General features: G+C 56.2%; 13 protein-coding genes. 8 read left to right on the top strand and 5 right to left on the bottom strand.

All coding sequences use genetic code 11. The features are described 5' to 3' along the window. Positions 1-146: 146 nt before the first annotated feature. Positions 147-1202, bottom strand: a complete 1056-nt coding sequence (locus BBPC_RS08725) for a LacI family DNA-binding transcriptional regulator (protein ID WP_004223600.1) — start codon at positions 1200-1202, stop codon at positions 147-149. A gap of 258 nt (positions 1203-1460) precedes the next feature. Beyond that, entirely contained in the window at positions 1461-2471 is a 1011-nt protein-coding gene (locus BBPC_RS08720) for a LacI family DNA-binding transcriptional regulator (RefSeq protein ID WP_004223598.1), read from the bottom strand. Positions 2472-2813: 342 nt separating this feature from the next. Here BBPC_RS08720 and BBPC_RS08715 point away from each other — a divergent pair, with 342 nt between their 5' ends. Both BBPC_RS08715 and BBPC_RS08710 read left to right on the top strand, forming a co-directional pair. Further along, a complete protein-coding gene (locus BBPC_RS08715) occupies positions 2814-3668 on the top strand; it encodes a carbohydrate ABC transporter permease (RefSeq protein WP_004223593.1) in 855 nt (284 codons plus the stop codon). Then, positions 3665-4507: a carbohydrate ABC transporter permease gene (locus BBPC_RS08710; protein WP_004223590.1), complete on the top strand. Its 843-nt coding sequence runs from the start codon at positions 3665-3667 to the stop codon at positions 4505-4507. The genes BBPC_RS08715 and BBPC_RS08710 overlap by 4 nt, the downstream gene beginning before the upstream one ends. A 132-nt stretch (positions 4508-4639) precedes the next feature. On the opposite strand, the gene BBPC_RS08705 is transcribed toward BBPC_RS08710, so the two are convergent. Next, positions 4640-5239: a YesL family protein gene (locus BBPC_RS08705; RefSeq protein WP_004223588.1), complete on the bottom strand. Its 600-nt coding sequence runs from the start codon at positions 5237-5239 to the stop codon at positions 4640-4642. Between the two features lie 185 nt (positions 5240-5424). Between BBPC_RS08705 and BBPC_RS08700 the strand changes: the two genes are divergently transcribed. Together BBPC_RS08700 and BBPC_RS08695 are read left to right on the top strand one after the other, a co-directional pair. Further along, positions 5425-5571: a TnpV protein gene (locus tag BBPC_RS08700; protein ID WP_004223583.1), complete on the top strand. Its 147-nt coding sequence runs from the start codon at positions 5425-5427 to the stop codon at positions 5569-5571. Between the two features lie 137 nt (positions 5572-5708). Beyond that, positions 5709-6311 (top strand): Type 1 glutamine amidotransferase-like domain-containing protein, encoded by a 603-nt coding sequence (locus BBPC_RS08695; protein ID WP_004223580.1) that lies wholly within the window; start codon positions 5709-5711, stop codon positions 6309-6311. Between the two features lie 380 nt (positions 6312-6691). Here BBPC_RS08695 and malQ read toward each other — a convergent pair whose 3' ends face one another. After that, positions 6692-8854 carry a 4-alpha-glucanotransferase gene (gene malQ / locus BBPC_RS08690; RefSeq protein ID WP_004223573.1) on the bottom strand — a complete coding sequence of 721 codons (2163 nt, stop codon included), beginning with the start codon at positions 8852-8854 and terminating at the stop codon, positions 6692-6694. Between the two features lie 357 nt (positions 8855-9211). After that, positions 9212-10819 (bottom strand): alpha-amylase family glycosyl hydrolase, encoded by a 1608-nt coding sequence (locus BBPC_RS08685; protein ID WP_004223569.1) that lies wholly within the window; start codon positions 10817-10819, stop codon positions 9212-9214. A 241-nt stretch (positions 10820-11060) separates the two neighbouring features. Between BBPC_RS08685 and BBPC_RS08680 the strand changes: the two genes are divergently transcribed. From BBPC_RS08680 to BBPC_RS08665, 4 genes are all read left to right on the top strand, one after another. After that, a complete protein-coding gene (locus tag BBPC_RS08680; RefSeq protein WP_004223566.1) occupies positions 11061-12305 on the top strand; it encodes an extracellular solute-binding protein in 1245 nt (414 codons plus the stop codon). 263 nt (positions 12306-12568) lie between these two features. Next, positions 12569-13942, top strand: a complete 1374-nt coding sequence (locus BBPC_RS08675) for a carbohydrate ABC transporter permease (RefSeq protein ID WP_004223563.1) — start codon at positions 12569-12571, stop codon at positions 13940-13942. After that, a complete protein-coding gene (locus tag BBPC_RS08670) occupies positions 13939-14838 on the top strand; it encodes a sugar ABC transporter permease (protein WP_004223560.1) in 900 nt (299 codons plus the stop codon). Before BBPC_RS08675 ends, BBPC_RS08670 begins: the two co-directional genes overlap by 4 nt. Positions 14839-14862: 24 nt before the next feature. Then, complete coding sequence (locus BBPC_RS08665) at positions 14863-16926, top strand: alpha-amylase family glycosyl hydrolase (RefSeq protein WP_004223557.1); 2064 nt, start codon at positions 14863-14865, stop codon at positions 16924-16926. Positions 16927-16941: the final 15 nt, after the last annotated feature.

The raw sequence follows: 16941 nt of genomic DNA, 5'->3' as shown, positions 1-16941 counted from the left end.
TTGAAGCCCTGCAAGGCTTGCGATGAAAAGAGCGGCCTGTGTGCATGATCTGGTTCATGCATACAGGCCGCTTTCGCGTTTTGGCGGCTTTACGTTTTTCCGCTGCCTCTCGATTTATTCAGCTGCCGTCGATTTATGACGCCGATTTATTCCGCCGGCGCCGCCCCGCTGTCAATGCGGCTTGTGGTGTTGCGCAACACCAGCAAAGGATCCTGCAGTTCATGCGGATGTTCAAGAGGTTCGTTACGTAGGAGCTGCAGCACTTTTCTACCGGCTATGCGCCCTAGCTCGATTGGCTCCTGGCGAATGGTGGAAAGATCCGCTGCCTGTGCGATTTCGGCGTCGTCAAAGCCGAGCACTGAAATGTCTTCCGGCACATTCAGCTGCTGCTTGCGTAGTTCCTTGACCAGTGCGATGGCGACTTGGTCGGTTTCCACGCAGACGGCGGTGGGGCGTTCCGGAAGTGACAGCAGTTTCGCGGTCAGTTGCGAGGCGAGGTCGGATTTGCTCAGCGGCGCATCGTGCGCGTCGGCCGTAAGCAGGCTGAATGTGATTCCATCGGTGGCGTTGGCCTGTGCGGCATCCGCGAACGCCTGGGTGCGTTGGCTGGTGTTGTAGACCATGTCGGCCGGAATGTAGTCGCTGCAGAACGCGATGTTGGTATGCCCCAGAGAGCGCAGCAATCGTACGGCCATGGTCATCGCACTGGAGTTGTCGATGCTGATGGAAGCGTCGAAATAACCCGATTCCGCAGGAACGTTGACGCCCACGGTCGGCAGGTCTATGGCTTGGAGCTGGTCGCGCATGGCGGGCATGAGCTGGAATGAGGAAATGATGATGGCGTCCGCGTTGCGGCTTTTCGGCAGCTGGGAGAAGAACCGGTCCAGTTCGCTGCGGTCGGTGATGAAGGCCGGTGTGACGTCATAGCCGACCGGCGCGAGCTCCTCGTAGACCCCTTGGAGCACTCCGGAATTGAACCACTCGTTGAGTTTGCCCGAGACCAGGAGGATGACGCGCATGGTTTTTCCGGATGCTAGGGCGGAAGCGCTTTTTGAGAGTGTGAAGTTGAGTTGATCCGCTGCCCGCTGAACTTTGATGCGGGTCTCTTCTGTGACGTTGGTCGCGCCACGAAGTGCTCGGGAAACGGTGGCTTGCGACACTCCTGCCAATTCGGCTACGTTGGCGATGGTCGGTTTGGCCATGTGTCTCCTTTGATGAAAATGATTAACGCTTCCATGATACTAAAAGCCTTGATTTTAGACGAAAACACGCTGTAGATTGGTGAATTTGTACAACAGAAATGAAAGCGCTATCATTTACAGTAGTCGAAAGACGAATATAAAGATTCGATTACAAGATAGCGTAAGGCAACGGTAGCCTGTAATCGCTGTCACGAAGTGGTGAAGTTCAACATGGCGGCAAAAAACAGACGCTATGCGAACGGTGCTCGTTCGGACCGTTTAGCGATGCAGACGAGCCGTAGTGGAACGCACGATCAGCTGCGCCGGGAACGTTTTGAACGGTTCGTCAAGCGGGCGCTCCTCAATGAGATCGAGCGTCATGCGGGCCGCCTCCTGCGCCATTTCGACAGGCGTCTGGCGCACGGTGGTCAGGCCGAGGTCGCGCGCGTAAATGCTGTCGTCGTAGCCGATGATGGAAATATCGTTCGGCACGGTGAATCCGTTGCGTTCCAGCTGGAACAGCAGCGGCACCGCGATGCCGTCTTCCTGGCAGGCGATCGCGGTCGGCATATGGTCGAGGCTGAGCAGCTGCGTCACGACTTTGCTGATGTTGTTCTTGCTTTCGTCGGTGACGAGCACGCGCGGTTCGACGCCGTTGGCTTGGCAGCACGCCATGAACGATTCGAAACGTCCCTGCACGCTGAAGTGGAGCGTCACTTCGCGGTTGGTGCGAATGTAGGCGATGTCACGGTGGCCGAGCGTCATAAGATGGCGTGCGGCAAGCTCGGATCCCTGCTTGTCGTCGATGCGCACGGCCGCGCTGAAACCGCGCTCTTCCGGCAGACTCGAGTTGATGCCGATGATTGGCACATTGACGGACTTGAGCTGATCGATCTCGTTGGCGTCGATATCGAAGGAAATGACGATTACCGCGTCGACGTTGCGGCGCACCGGCAGCATGTCGAAGAATTCACGACGTTCCTCGATGCTCGACATCTGGTAGATGGAAATGTCGTATCCCTCGTCGTGGAAGATCTGGTTGAGGCCTTCGATGATGGATGAGCTGAACCACAGGTTGAGCCGTCCGGAAACCGGGACCGCGATGCGTAGCGCGCGACCGGTTTTCAGCGCGGCTGCGGAACGTGAAATGGAGAAGTTCAGCTCGTCCGCGGCTTTCATCACCTTGTCTCGGGTGGCTTTCGACACGAGATCCGGGCGTGTGAAGGAACGCGAAACCGTTGAAATGGATACGTGCGCAAGCTGCGCTACATCTTGAATACTGCTTTTCATGTTTTTCCTTGTGACTGCTTACGTTCCAACATACTGTATTGCGACATCTTTGCAATACATGCATTACAAACGTTTTCATTATAGCAGAAGAGGCTTAAAATGCTTGATATTGCAACGAGTTTTGATAATCAAAAACATTACAACGTTGGTAAATTTGCGTCTCAAGACATGCAAAAATGACAACGTTTGACATTTCGTGTCATGCCGTTTATCATGACGAGTGTAAATACCGGAAAGGTGGAGAACAGAGCAGTGATCCGCTGATTCGGCCAACAATTGCAGGAATTCCGCACCGCGGTGCCGCGGTGATCGGAATGGAGAAGGAAAGAAAGCAGGCAGGCTATGATCAGCATGGCTGGCAAGGCGATACGGAAATGGTGGGCGCTGTTTGCGCTGCCAACGTTCGCCGCATTCATTATTGGATTCGTCGTTCCATTCATCATGGGCGTCTACCTGAGCTTTTGCAAGTTCACAACGGTTACCGACGCCGAGTTCGTAGGGCTTAAGAACTACACCCGCGCACTGCAGGACAAGGAATTCCTGCACGCGTTGGGCTTCTCCACATTGCTGACGATCGTCACCACGATCGTGATCAACGTGGTCGCGTTCTTCATCGCCTACATGCTCACCAAGGCGATCAAGGGATCGAACATTTTCCGTTCGGTGTTCTTCATGCCGAACCTGATCGGCGGCATCATTCTGGGCTACATCTGGATGCTGCTGCTCAACGGCATTCTCGCGCACTGGGCGCGCTCGCTGACCTATAGCGCGACGTACGGCTTCTGGGGTCTGGTCGTACTGGTGTGCTGGCAGCAGATCGGCTACATGATGATCATCTACATCGCCGGCATGCAGTCGCTGCCGACCGATGTGCTTGAAGCGGCTTCCGTGGATGGCGCGAACGGCACGCAGACCATGTTCAAGATCATCATTCCGTTGATGATGCCGTCGATTACCGTGTGCTCGTTCCTGTGCGTGACCAACGGATTCAAGCTGTATGACCAGAACCTCGCATTGACGAACGGCGCTCCGTCGAACATGTCTGAAGGCTTGGCGCTGAACATCACCCGTACCTTCTATGGCCGTGTCGGCTGGGAAGGCGTTGGACAGGCCAAGGCAGTGCTGTTCTTCGTGCTTGTCGCGATTGTTGCGCTGATTCAGAATAAGCTGACGACTTCCAAGGAGGTGGAAGCATGATTTCCGGAGAAAAGGTCAAGCATGGCGGATTGTGGACCGTACTGTTTTCCTTGGTGTCGCTGGCATGGGTCTTCCCGATCGTGCTGGTGATCATCAACTCCTTCAAGCAGAAGGCGTATATTTCGCGTGATGCGTTCTCCATCCCGACCGGCAAGGCGTTCGTTGGATTGGAAAACTATACCCGTGGCATTGAAACCACGAATTTCTTCGCCAGCTTCGGCTGGACCCTGCTGATCACGGTCGGCTCGGTGATTCTGATCTTGGTGTGCACTTCGATGTGCGCATGGTGGATCGTGCGTGTGAACAACTGGGCTGCGAAGCTGCTGTACACGCTGTTCCTGTTCAACATGATCGTGCCGTTCCAGATGGTGATGTTCACGCTTTCGAAGCTCGCCGATATGCTGAAGCTCAACACTCCGTGGGGCTTGTGCATTGTGTACTTGGGATTCGGCGCAGGCCTGGCCGTGTTCATCTTCACCGGTGTGGTCAAGGGCATTCCGCAGTCGTTGGAAGAGTCCGCAATGATTGACGGCGCTTCCGTGCCCCGCATTTTCTTCCAGATCGTGGTGCCGATCATGAAGCCGTCGATCGTGTCTGTTGCGATTTTGCAGGCAATGTGGATTTGGAACGACTACCTGCTGCCGTACCTGACGCTCGATTTGGGCAAGTACAAGACGATTTCCGTGGCTATTCAGTACCTTAAGGGCGGCTATGGTTCCGTCGATATGGGCGCTATGATGGCTTGCCTGGTGATGGCCATCATCCCGATTATTGTCTTCTACCTCATCTGCCAGAAGCACATCGTCAAGGGTGTAATGGCTGGTGCAGTCAAGGGATGATCTTCGATCATCCCTTGTGGGACAGTGCAGTGCGCTGTCCCATGCACCAGCCTGAGCGAGGCCGACAGGCCTCGCTCAGGTAGCATTGAGCCCGGCCGCAAGGCCGGGCTCTTTCATATCCGAATCAGAAAACTACTTCACATATTTACGGAACACGTGCTCGAAAATCGGCACGTGAATCATAATCATGGTGCCGTAGCCCAAAACGAGTAGCAGGAACAGGCCTTGCGGCATGTAAAACCAGCTGCCGACCAGCAGTGCGATATAGACCGCGTCGATGGCGGCCATGCCGAGCGTGTGCCCGATATTGCTCACGCCGAATACGAAGGCGTTGCCGAGCGTGCGCCAGAACGAGTTTTCGAAGCGTGACTGCAATGCCCATATCCATTCGAATCCGATGACCCATACGATGCTCAACGCGAATTTCGGAATCAGCAGCGGCGTGATCTGCAGCACGATCCATGAGTACACGCTGATCGCCCCTGCAATGCCGAAAATCAGCCAATAGCCGGTTGCCTTTACGAAGTTTGACCGGAATGCGGTGAAATAATTGCGGGTGACGGTGCCTTCGCCTGCGAGCGAGCGTCGTGCCGCGTCGTGGCCGGCGGTCAAGGCCGCGCCGATGGTGACGATCGGAATGCTGGTGACCAACATGAGGATGTTGATCCAAATCGCGTCGACGGCGTCGCTGAGGCCGCGCATAAAGCCGGAGTCGGGTGATAGGAACTTCATGCGTACCAGTCTACTCGGCGGTGCGGCAATCGTTTGCATGCGTACATCGAGTAGTGGTCTGCTGTTCCTTGCGTAGCTTTCTTAGTATCGTTGTCATTGAATGTGCATAAAAAAGTCCCGTCACATATAGACGGGTGTACATAAGACAGTATTGCGCTAAGATTGACGAAGCGGCACGAAACCGCATGGAGCTGATCATGCCAGAGCTGGCAAAGCAGTACGACGTGGCCGAACAGCTGAAAGCTGAAAACCAAATGGAATGGGTACGGCAGATGAACGCTTGCAAGGCACAGGCAGAGGAAGTTGTGAAAGCGGAATTGATTTATGATTGAGCGAGAAAGTCCGGGCAGAAAACTGTTCGGACTTTTCTCATATATTCCAAAGTTGCGGTAGAATTGTTCACAAGTTTTATGGTATAATTTGAACACGAAATTGAGCAATAAATCAGAAGTCATAAAGGAAAATTTAGATGAAACTGTTTTTATGTTCGCACTTTTCAAGCGTAGGAAGTTTGATAAAAGAAGAAATTGATAACAAGAAAGTCGCATTTATTCCAACAGCTTCGCTGCATGAAGGTTACACCGGTTATGTTGGTTCGGCTCGAAAACTATTCAAAAAACTGGGAGCATCTGTAACTGAAATTGATATCTCAACGGAGGCTTATTCAACGATACAGGCTGTTTTTGAAGATGCGGATGTGATATATTTTACCGGCGGAAATTCTTTCTTCCTTATGGACCAGCTACGTAAAACGGAAACGGATGAGCTGTTGAAGAAAGAATTGGCAAACGGAAAACTGATGATCGGTGAGTTGGCAGGCGCAATTATATGCGCTCCGACCATTCAATATATTGAACAAATGGATGAAAAGCCAGAGGATTACTCTCAAGAAGATAATGAGGGGCTGGATTTGATTGATTTCTATGTTCTTCCCCATTATCTCACGGCACCCTTTAAGAAAATTACCGAGAGAATCATGGCTGAGTTTTCGGATTTGAATATCTGTGCTATTAACAACCACCAGGCAATTATAGTCAATGATGAAGGTTCAAAGGTGATTTGTAAAGACTAATAAAACATTAAAATTGAATTCAAGTTTGTCGAACTGATAAAAACCCTTTAGGAACTAAAGGGCGCACTTCTATACTCTCTATCGAGAGTAGTGCGTCCTGCGGAGCTTCATTCCCGGTCAGCAGAAGAAAACTGCACGACCGAGAATGTTTCGTCACTTCGTTCCGTCAAGGTGGCTACACCCCCTTGCGCCGCTAAAGCGGCTATCCCCTGTGGACTTGCCGTCCGCAAACGGTTTTGACAAACCGTTTGCCGCCAGCAAGTTTGAAGATTAGACATAAACAAATCCTCCGTATGGTCTAAGCCATACGGAGGATTAACTGTTTTACGGACACCCGTCTATGGTGCGTGACGGGACTTTATGGAGTTATATGAGGACGCTTACTTTTCGCCGTTCATGATGGCGGAAAGCGACTTCACGCGCGGCAGGTCGAACACTTCGTCGGTGTGCACCACCTTGTGGTCGGGGCCTGCCAGTGGCACGCGCCAGTTGCAGTATTCGCTGGACGTGCCCGGCTGGTTCTGCGAACGGGTTTCGCCGACGCCGTCCACCAGCGCCGCCTGCAGAAGCACGGATGGCGAGCGGAGCAGCATCTTGTGCATCGCCTCGACGATCTCTTGAATATGGTCGTCGACGTCCGCGGCGATTTCCGGCGTGATCAGTTCGCTTTCGACCAGTCGGTCAAGCATGGCCTGACGTTCCGCGGTTGCGGACGCCTGGAATTCCTCGACCGGACCGGTGAGCAGGTTCAGTTCTTCGCGCAGCTTGACATGCTCGAACTGCAGGTAGCCTGCGGTCGGCGGCAGATCGTGCGTGGTGACGGATGCCAACGCATACTCGCGGTAATCGGCCGGATCGGCATACGGGTCGCCGGCGTTGGGGGAGTCGTCCACACGGGCGAACCATTCCACCGTGCAGCCGAGCAGACCGTGCTCGGCAAGCACGGTGCGCACGTAATCCGGCACGGTGCCGAGGTCTTCGCCGACCACTAGGCCGTTCACGCGGGAAGCCTCGATCGTGAGGATCGCGATCATCGCCTCATAGTCGTAAGTGACGTATGCGCCGCCGCGTGCGCCTTCGCCCTGCGGAATCCACCACAGGCGGAACAGGCCGAGCACATGGTCGATGCGCACCGCGCCCGCGTGCGAGAACATGTTGTGCACCATTTCGCGGTACACGCCATAACCGGTTTTGGCGAGATAGTTCGGATTGAACGGCGGCTGGCCCCAGTCCTGGCCCTGCTGGTTGTAGAAGTCCGGCGGGCAGCCAACGGTGACGCTGCCGACGGCGAAGCGTTCCGGATTCCACCACACGTCGGCGCCCAGCGAGTGCACGCCCACAGCCATGTCTTGCATGAGGCCCAATGCCATGCCGCTTTCGCGTGCGGCGGTCTGCGCGGCGGTCACCTGTTCGTCGGCGATCCACTGCAGCCAGCATTCGAATTCGACCATGTCGGCATGATCGCGCATGAGTTCGGCCACTTCCGGCGAATCACGGTTCGTCTCCGCGAACCATGTGCCCTCCCATGGGGCGCCCCACATCTGGAATGCCACCGACCATGCGGCGAATGCGCGCAGATCCGGGCCGGCCGCCTCCTTGAACGCTTCGAATGCGGCCTGACGCTCGGCGGAACGCGGCACCTTGAACACGAGCTGCAGCGCCTGGCGCTTGTGCCACCACGCGGAGTTGATGTCGAGTTCGTCGGCATTGTCGTTGGCGGGAGCGACTTCGGCGTGCAAGCGCTCGACTTCGGCCAACGCGGCCTCGTCAAGCCCCGCATATTCCTCGATATCCTGCGGGCGAATGTAGGTGACGTTCATGAATCGGCGCGATTCCGGCAGGTACGGCGACGGTTCGAGCGGCTCGACCGGCGCGGTTGCGTGGATCGGGTTGATGAGCATGAAATCGGCATGCGACTTTTCGGCGGCGTCGGTGAGCAGCAGCTTCAGATCGCCGTAGTCGCCCACGCCCCACGATTCGGCGGAGCGGATGGAATACATTTGCGCCATCCAACCCCAACGCTGCTTTTCGGCAACCGCAGGCGGCAGCGGTACGCGTGCCGGGGCGCAGATCAGTCGCGCCTCGCCGTGCAGCGGGCCCGCGTTGACGCGCAGCGTGTGGTAGCCGGCGGGAATGTCGTCCGGCAGGGTGAGCGTGAGCGAGCCGTCGGTCTGCGGGGCCAAATACATGCACAGGTTGCCCTCATACCGCGTGCCGTCCTCAAGCAACAGGCGTAGCGTCACGTCGTGGCCCTTCGCGCGGATCGGCGTGGTCGCTTCCTTGCCGATGAACTTCACGATGGTCGGTTCCACAAGGGTGTCTGCGATGCGCTGCTTGGTGAGTTCGTACGATGCCGCGATCGCTTCATCGCTGGATGCGTCCACGCCGAGCGCCGCAAGTACGGAGACGAGCACTTCGTCGCGGATTTCCACGTAGGTGCCGAGCTGGTCGATATACGACGTTGAGATGCCGTTGAGTTTGGCGAGCTGAATAAGCGGTCGTGCGATGCGTTCCGCGCTTTCGGTTTGCTGGGTTGCCGTCATAGGTTCCTTCTTTCCGGGGCCGTTGCTGGCCGATGATGCTGCATTGCCACGCGATTGGCGCGCTTCGGTGCGTATGCCAACCGTTCTGCTATGTACTGTAGCATATGATGACATCGTTTTCAATAGGCGTGTTATTGGGTGTAAACGTTGAAGTATTGCGATTTCTTAACTACTTTATAGACGTTAGATAGTGAAAATGCTTTTTCTGTTTGCCTATCGTTTGCAAGGTGTTTGACAGTGGATATGACTGCTGTCCTACCGTCGTTGCCACCGCTGTTTCCGAAGTGCGATGGCGTTGCCGCCATGGTAATGACGGCATGTTTCGTTGAAGCTGACGACGGCACTGCTCGGAATGGGTCATGCGGTCGCCTTCAGAATTGCAAAGCTTTGCGTACCGAGGGTCAAAGTGTTGAAATCGACCTTGGTCTCGCCGATTTCGAAAATCTTTCGATAGTGACCATTCGGTAATTGCAAACGTTCGCTGTTTGTGCTCGGATTGACCGCCACGATCACTCGTTCCAGATCGGTCGAACGCTCGAATGCGAACAGCCTTCTGCGTGAGATCGGATGGAAGGATGCCCTCGATTGAAGGGGGTCGCAATTCCCCCTCAGATGCAGCATGCGGCGCACCGTATACCACAGTGAGGCTTTGTTGGATTGGGAGTCGGCGACGTTGGGCGCGTCAGGGGAGGGGTCGACCGGAAGATAGTTCCCGCCGGTGATGGCCGGCGTCGCATAACTCGCGTTGAGCGAGGCGAGGCTCTGCCATTGCATCGGCGTGCGCGAGCCGGTGCGCACGTAGCCGCCCTCCTTGGTGGGCAGGTCGCGGTACCTCATGCCGATCTCGTCTCCGTAATATATGAAAGGCACGCCCGGCATAGCGAACAGCGTGCAGTATGCCAGGGCGATCTCACGCTCGGAAAGGCGTGGTGCCACGCGCGCGGTGTCGTGGTTGCAGGTGATGAAATTGAAGGTGCCTCCGAGGTGTTCCGCCTCGCGCAGCTGCGGTTCGTACTGCTCGAGAAAATCACTGATCGGCGTGCCCGAATCCACGTTGAAATAGCTTTTGTCGCCATCCCTGCTCAACGGATTATCGACGTTGCGCAACAGCATGTTGTAGCCGTTCGGAATGCCGTCCCAGCGCCAATCCAAATAGAAATCCATATCGAAACCGGCTTCCAGCGATTCGTTCGGGCGTCCCCATTCCGACACGAACGCGGCTTCTGGAAATTCCGGACGAATCTTGGAAAACATGTACTGCCAAGTGCGAATCGTGAACGGTTTGCCGGCGTCGTCCTGCTTGACGAGACTGTCTGCCATGTCAACGCGGAAGCCGTCCGCGCCAAGCGAAAGCCAGAATCTCATCACGTCTACCATCGCATCGCAGGTGGCGATCGCCTCCGGGCCGAACGCGGGCTTCTGCCATGCGCGCTGGGGATGTGCGAAACCGTAGTTGAGTGCCGGCTGGCATTTGAAGAAGTTCAGAATGTAGGTGCCGTTGCGTGGCGTTTCCCCGCCGATGAACGGCAGGCCGTCACCGCCGGAAATCCAGGAATCCGTCCAAATGTAACGGTCGGAATACTCGTTGCGATCCACCTCGGCGCTGTGGCGGAACCATTCGTGTTCCTCGCTGGTGTGGCCGGGCACGAGGTCGAGGATTACATGCATGCCGCGCTCGTGGGCGGCTGCGAACAGGGCCGCCAGATCGTCGTTGGTGCCGTAGCGGGGGGCGACCTTCTTGTAGTCGCGCACGTCGTAGCCCGCGTCTTTGAAGGGCGAATCGAAGCACGGGTTCAGCCAGATCGCGTTGCAGCCAAGGTCGGTGATGTAGCCGAGTTTTGCGGTGATGCCGGGAATGTCTCCGATGCCGTCGCCATTGGAGTCGGCGAAGGATTGCGGATAGATCTCGTAGAAGATCGCGTTGGAGAGCCATTGTGGACAGGGGTGTGTCGAAGGGGAAATCATGTCGGTGTGTCTCCTTGGAATAAACGTGTTTTCCGGCAACTGCTGAAACAATCTTAACGTCAGATTGCAAACGTTGGCAAAACTGTGCTACACTTGCAATCACTGATGCACATCCGGTAGCTCCAAAGACGGACAACACCCGCTTGAAAGACGATGGTGCGAACGTATGCGGAGTTTGATCAGACGTTCGGTACCGGTTGCGCTGAAGATACACAAGGTTATGTGAGGAAAGGAAAGGTCAATGAAGATCGATTGGAAGAAGGCAATCGGACTTACCGCAGCTGTTGCAATGCTGGTCCCGCTCGCTGCATGCGGCGGCTCCTCCGACGGCGATGGCAAGAGCGGTGCCTCCGGCACCGAGGACATCACCCTGAGCGTGTGGGCTCCGCAGGAAGACCAGGCCAAGGATACCAATTGGCTGGGTCAGGTCGAAGAGAACTTCGCTAAGGATCACCCAGAGTACAACATCACTTGGAAGAACGACGTCGTCTCCGAAGGTGACGCTTCCAAGCAGGTCAGCACCGATCCGTCCGCCGCGGCCGATGTCTATATGTTCGCTTCCGATCAGTTGGGCGTTCTGATGGACGCCAAGGCCATTGGCCAGCTGGGTACCGACGCCGAGAAGCAGGTGAAGGAACAGAACGGCGACCTCGAAGTCGATTCCGTCACCGGTACCGATGGCAAGCTCTACGGTGTGCCGTACACCGACAACACGTGGTTCATGTACTACAACAAGTCCAAGATCACCGAGGATGAGGCCAAGGACTTCGATACCATCCTTTCCAAGGCCAAGGTCACCTTCCCCCTGCAAAATTCCTGGTACATCAACGGCTTCTATGATGGTCTGAGCCTGTTTGGCGAGAAGGGCAATGACGCCGATGCAGGCATGGTCTTCCCGAAGGACGGCGCCGATATTACTTCTTATCTGGTCGATGTGGTCGCCAATCCGAACTTCTCCAACGACGACGGCGCTTCCGGCCTTGCCGCCATTAAGGATGGCTCCGCCGACGTGCTGTTCTCCGGCACCTGGTCCGCAGCTGACGTGAAGGAAGCCCTGGGCGACAACTACGCCGCTACTCAGCTGCCGACCTTCACCGTGAACGGCGAGAAAAAGCAGATGAAGTCCTTCGCAGCTACCAAGGCTGTCGCTTACAACCCGAACGCCAAGAACACCAAGGCCGCCGCTCAGTTCGCAGCCTACCTCGGCAACACCGACTCCCAGAAGCTGCACTACGAGATGCGTCAGATCCCGCCGAGCGACACCTCCCTGTCCGACCTGACCACCGACGACATCGCTGCCAAGGCTCAGGCTGACACCATGGCCAACACCGCGATCCTGCAGTCCGGCCTGGCTGGCATGAACGACTGGTGGACCCCGGCCGAGACCTTCGGCAAGGCCCTGGTCAACAAGGAAATCACCAAGGACAACGCTGCTGCCAAGTATCAGGACTGGATTGACCAGACCAAGGGCACCATCGCTGAGTGAAATCCTGAAACCCAATACCAATAACTGAAAAGCGTCGGGTGGCTGGTTTGCCGAATCCCGCCAGCCACCCGGCGCATATGAGCAACGCTTCGAGTCATGGTGTTTCTCCCTTTCGGCGCAATGGCTCACTCCTCCTCCGAGCTTTGCATTCCCGGGCAAGGTTTTTCACATTCTCCTTCCCCTTGTCCGGAAGCAAAGCTTTTTTATGTTCAAAATCTAGAGAGGCGGTCGAAATGACAGCAACGACTCTTTCCCCTCGGGAAATGAAGCGCCGCCGGAAGCAGGGCGCTGACTATGTTCCCCCGTCGCCGTACACGGTCAAGGCTGCGCTGACCCACGGTGATGTGTTCACCAAGCTTTCCGCGGTCGTATTCGGTCTTGGAAACATCGTGCGCAAGCAGTACGTCAAGGGCATTGCCATGCTGGCCCTTGAAGTCGCGTTCTTCGTATTTATGGCTACCAATGGCGTTGATTATCTGTCCAAGCTGCCAAGCTTGGGCGAAAACAAGGGCGGCAAGAAACTGGTTGACGGCTTCTGGCAGTATGTCGAGCCGGATCGTTCCGTGGTCATCCTGCTCTACGGCGTGGCGTCCCTCGTGATCTGCGTGGCCTTCGTCGGCCTGTGGGTCATGTCGGTGCGTTCCGCATACAAGTCCCAGGTGCTGCTTGAAGAGAACGGCAAGGCTCCGAGCTTCATGGATGATGTGCACGAACTGCTCGACGCCAAGGCTCATGTCCTGCTGATGTTCCTGCCTACGCTGGGCATCGCAGTGTTCACTGTGCTTCCGTTGATTTTCATGATTTCCATGGCGTTCACCAGCTACGACCACAAGCACCTCGTGCTGTTCCACTGGGTCGGCTTTGAAAACTTCGCCAAGGTCTTCTCCAACAGCGGCGGCACTGTTAACGCAGCACTGTTCGGACGCGTGCTGGTGTGGACATTGGTCTGGGCCTTCTTCGCCACCTTCCTGAACTTCTTCTTCGGCATGTTCGTGGCCATGATCATCAACCGTAAGACCACCCACTTCAAGGGTTTTTGGCGTGCCTGCTTCTCCATGTCCATCGCAGTTCCGCAGTTCGTATCCCTGCTGGTCATGCACACTATGCTCCAGCCGCAGGGTGCGGTGAACCGCATGCTGCAGACGTGGGGTTGGATTGACGGCCCGCTGCCGTTCTTCACCAACGCCACCTGGGCCCGCGTCACCGTCATCATCATCAACCTGTGGGTTGGTATTCCGTACACCATCATGCAGATCACCGGTATTCTGCAGAACATTCCTGCCGATCAGTACGAAGCGGCGAAGATCGATGGCGCAAACTGGTGGCAGATCTTCACCAAGATCACCATGCCGTACATCATCTTCGTGCTCACACCGTACCTGATCACCACCTTCACCGGCAATGTGAACAACTTCAACGTCATCTACCTGCTGTCCAGCGGAGATCCTACCCCACTGGGCGATTCCGCAGGCTCCACCGATCTGCTCATCACCTGGCTGTACAAGCTCACCGTGGATAAGCAGGACTACAACCTTGGCGCTGTGATAGGCATCATGACCTTCATTGTGTTGGCCGTGGTCTCGCTGATCACCTACCGCAATTCCGGCTCCTATAAGAATGAGGAGGCATTCCGATGAGCAACAAGCATTCCTCAACCAAAGTGGAAAGCCATGGCTTCCTGCATGACCAGAAGATCCGCCGCGTCACCGGCGACATCTTCGCCCACCTGTTCCTCGCCATCCTGGCCGTGATCTGGCTCGTGCCGATCGTGTGGGTGTTCGCGGAGTCCTTTAACAAGAACACCGCCCCGTACACCAGCTCCTTCTTCCCGAAGGAATGGACGCTGGATAACTACAAGGTGCTGTTCACCGACCGCAACGTGCTGGACTTCCCGAAGATGTTCATGACCACGTTCATCATCGCCTGCTTCACCTGCGTGATCTCCGTGATCTTCGTGCTGTCGGTGGCGTACTGCATGAGCCGTATGCGCTTCCGCGTGCGTAAGACTTTCATGAACGTCGTGCTGATTCTCGGCATGTTCCCGGGCATCATGGCCGTCACCGCCATCTACTTCATTCTGAAGGCCTTGGGCCTGTCAAGCGGCGCTATGACCACCGTGGCGCTGATTCTTGTGTACTCCGCAGGTTCCGGTGCTGGATTCTACGTGATGAAGGGCTACATGGACACCATCCCAACCTCGTTGGATGAGGCCGCCCTGCTTGACGGCTGCACCCGTTTCCAGGTGTTCTACAAGATCATCATCCCGATCTGCAAGCCCATGATCGTCTATCAGGCCATCATCGGCTTCCTGACCCCGTGGCTCGACTTCGTCATGGCCAAGGTGATCTGCCGCACGCAGTCCAACTACACCGTGGCATTGGGCCTGTGGCTCATGCTGCAGAAGGAATACATCCAGAACTGGTACGCCCGCTTCGCCGCGGCCGCGGTCGTGATCTCCATCCCGATCGCCATCCTGTTCATCGTGATGCAGCGTTTCTATCAGGAGTCCATGTCAGGTTCTGTCAAGGGCTGATAACAGTTAGAAAAAGGGGAAGCAATGACGCTCGTAAACAGCCTCGAAAACAATTTCGAACAGCCGAATACGAGAGTCGCCGAACCGTTCCCGCTTTGTCTGGAACGGCCGCTGGGTGCCGTGGTTTCGCAATCCGGCACCCAGTTTGCCATTTGGGCCCCAACGGCCGAGAAAATAACGTTGAGGTTGTTCTCGCGCGGTTCCAAGGGGGAAGACGGCGACGCTTTAATTGGGCAGTTTTTGATGCGTCCCGAGGCCGATGGCTCTTGGACTTACGATTTTGCCGATAATAAACACGGCTTATATTACGATTTTTTGATTGAACGCGATTGCGGTTCCGTCGATCGCGTTGCCGATCCATGGGCGCACGCGGCTGGCGTGAACGGCCGTCGAAGCATGGTCGTCGACTTGCCTCGCACCGATCCCGAAGGTTGGGATGCCGATCGCATGCCGGAAGTGCCGATTGCGCAAACGGTTGTTTGGGAAACGCATGTCGGCGATTTCAGCAACGATCCCGCGGGAGGATTCCCCGAATCCCATCGTGGAAAATATCTTGCGTTCACCGACCTGGGAACGACGTTGGACGGTCATCCTGATTTTCCGACGGGATTGTCGTATCTCAAAAAGCTTGGCATTACCGCGGTGCAGCTGATGCCGATCTACGATTTCGGTTCCGTCGACGAAACGATCTGCAGCCGATACAACTGGGGTTACGATCCCGTCAATTACAACGTTCCTGAAGGATCGTACTCCACGAATCCGTATGACGGGTCCGTGCGCATCCGCGAGGTCAAGCAGATGGTGCAGGCGTTGCATAATGCCGGCATCAAAGTGATTATGGACGTGGTCTACAATCACATGTTCTCGCCCGACAACTGGTTCGAGCGCATTGTGCCCGAATACTTCCTGCGCCGCAAGCCGAACGGGGCGTTGTCGAACGGCTCCGGATGCGGATGCGATATGGCCACGGAACGTGCGATGTTCCGCCGTTTTGTGGTGGAATCCGTGGCGTATTGGGCGAGGGAATACCATCTTGACGGCTTCCGATTCGACCTGATGGGCCTGATCGACGTCGACACCATGAACGCCGTGCGCGCCGCTTTGGACGAAATCCCCGACCGTGGGCCGAGCATTCTTATGTATGGCGAACCGTGGTCGGCCAGCGCTACCGCAGCTTTGCCGGGCACCGTGCTTGCCGACAAGGCCGGATTGCCGCAGCTTGATAATCGCATCGGGCATTTTTGCGACACCACGCGAGACGCCATCAAGGGGCATGTGTTCTTCTCGGACCGTCCCGGATACGTTAACGGGGGTATGCATGAGAATGCGGCCTCCGTGCGCGACGCGGTGAACGCCTGGCGTGCCAGCAAACAGCCGGAAGGTGTTGCGGGTCAAGTGATCCAGTATGTTTCCGCGCATGACGATCTGACCTTGTGGGACAAGCTTTGCGCAAGTCTTGCCGCGAAATCGCTGGGCAGCGCCGTTAGTGAAGGCGACAACGAGAATTCCGTGGACGTGCCGAAGGCGTTGTATGACGCCGATCTTTCGGAAGCTGGGCTCGCCTCGGCCGGTTCCGCGATTGCCGGGGCCATGGCCACGGTGATGGATGCGAATCGTATGGCGGCGGGCATTGTGCTCACTTCCGCGGGCATTCCGTTCATGCTGTCTGGCGAGGAGTTCGCGCGTACGAAATACGGCAATTCCGATTCGTACGATTCGACGCGCGAGCTGAATTGGCTTGATTGGACTCGTGCCTGGCGCATGCGCGATCTGGTGGAGTATTACACGAAACTGATCGCCTTGCGTAAGAGCTCGGCGGAATGGTTTGACGGCGATCGTGTGATCGTCAGCGTGGAAGGCGACGAACTGGTGTTCCGGGTCGGCGACTACTTGGTGGCGGTGAATCCGGGACGTCATATTGGCGCGATTGACGTTGCCTCGACTGCGGTTGCGCCGGTTTCGGAGTCGTCTCGCGTATGGTGCGGCATGGGTTCGTCCACAAACGCATCCGCGGCGTGCATCAGTGCGGGAGATGGCGATTATTTGATCGTGCCACCGCATACGTTTGCAATCTGGCGGTTGCGGTAACCTCGTGCATAACGC

Source organism: Bifidobacterium pseudocatenulatum DSM 20438 = JCM 1200 = LMG 10505 (genome assembly GCF_001025215.1).
Lineage (GTDB): Bacteria > Actinomycetota > Actinomycetes > Actinomycetales > Bifidobacteriaceae > Bifidobacterium > Bifidobacterium pseudocatenulatum.
This window is presented reverse-complemented; position numbering and strand designations above follow the sequence as displayed.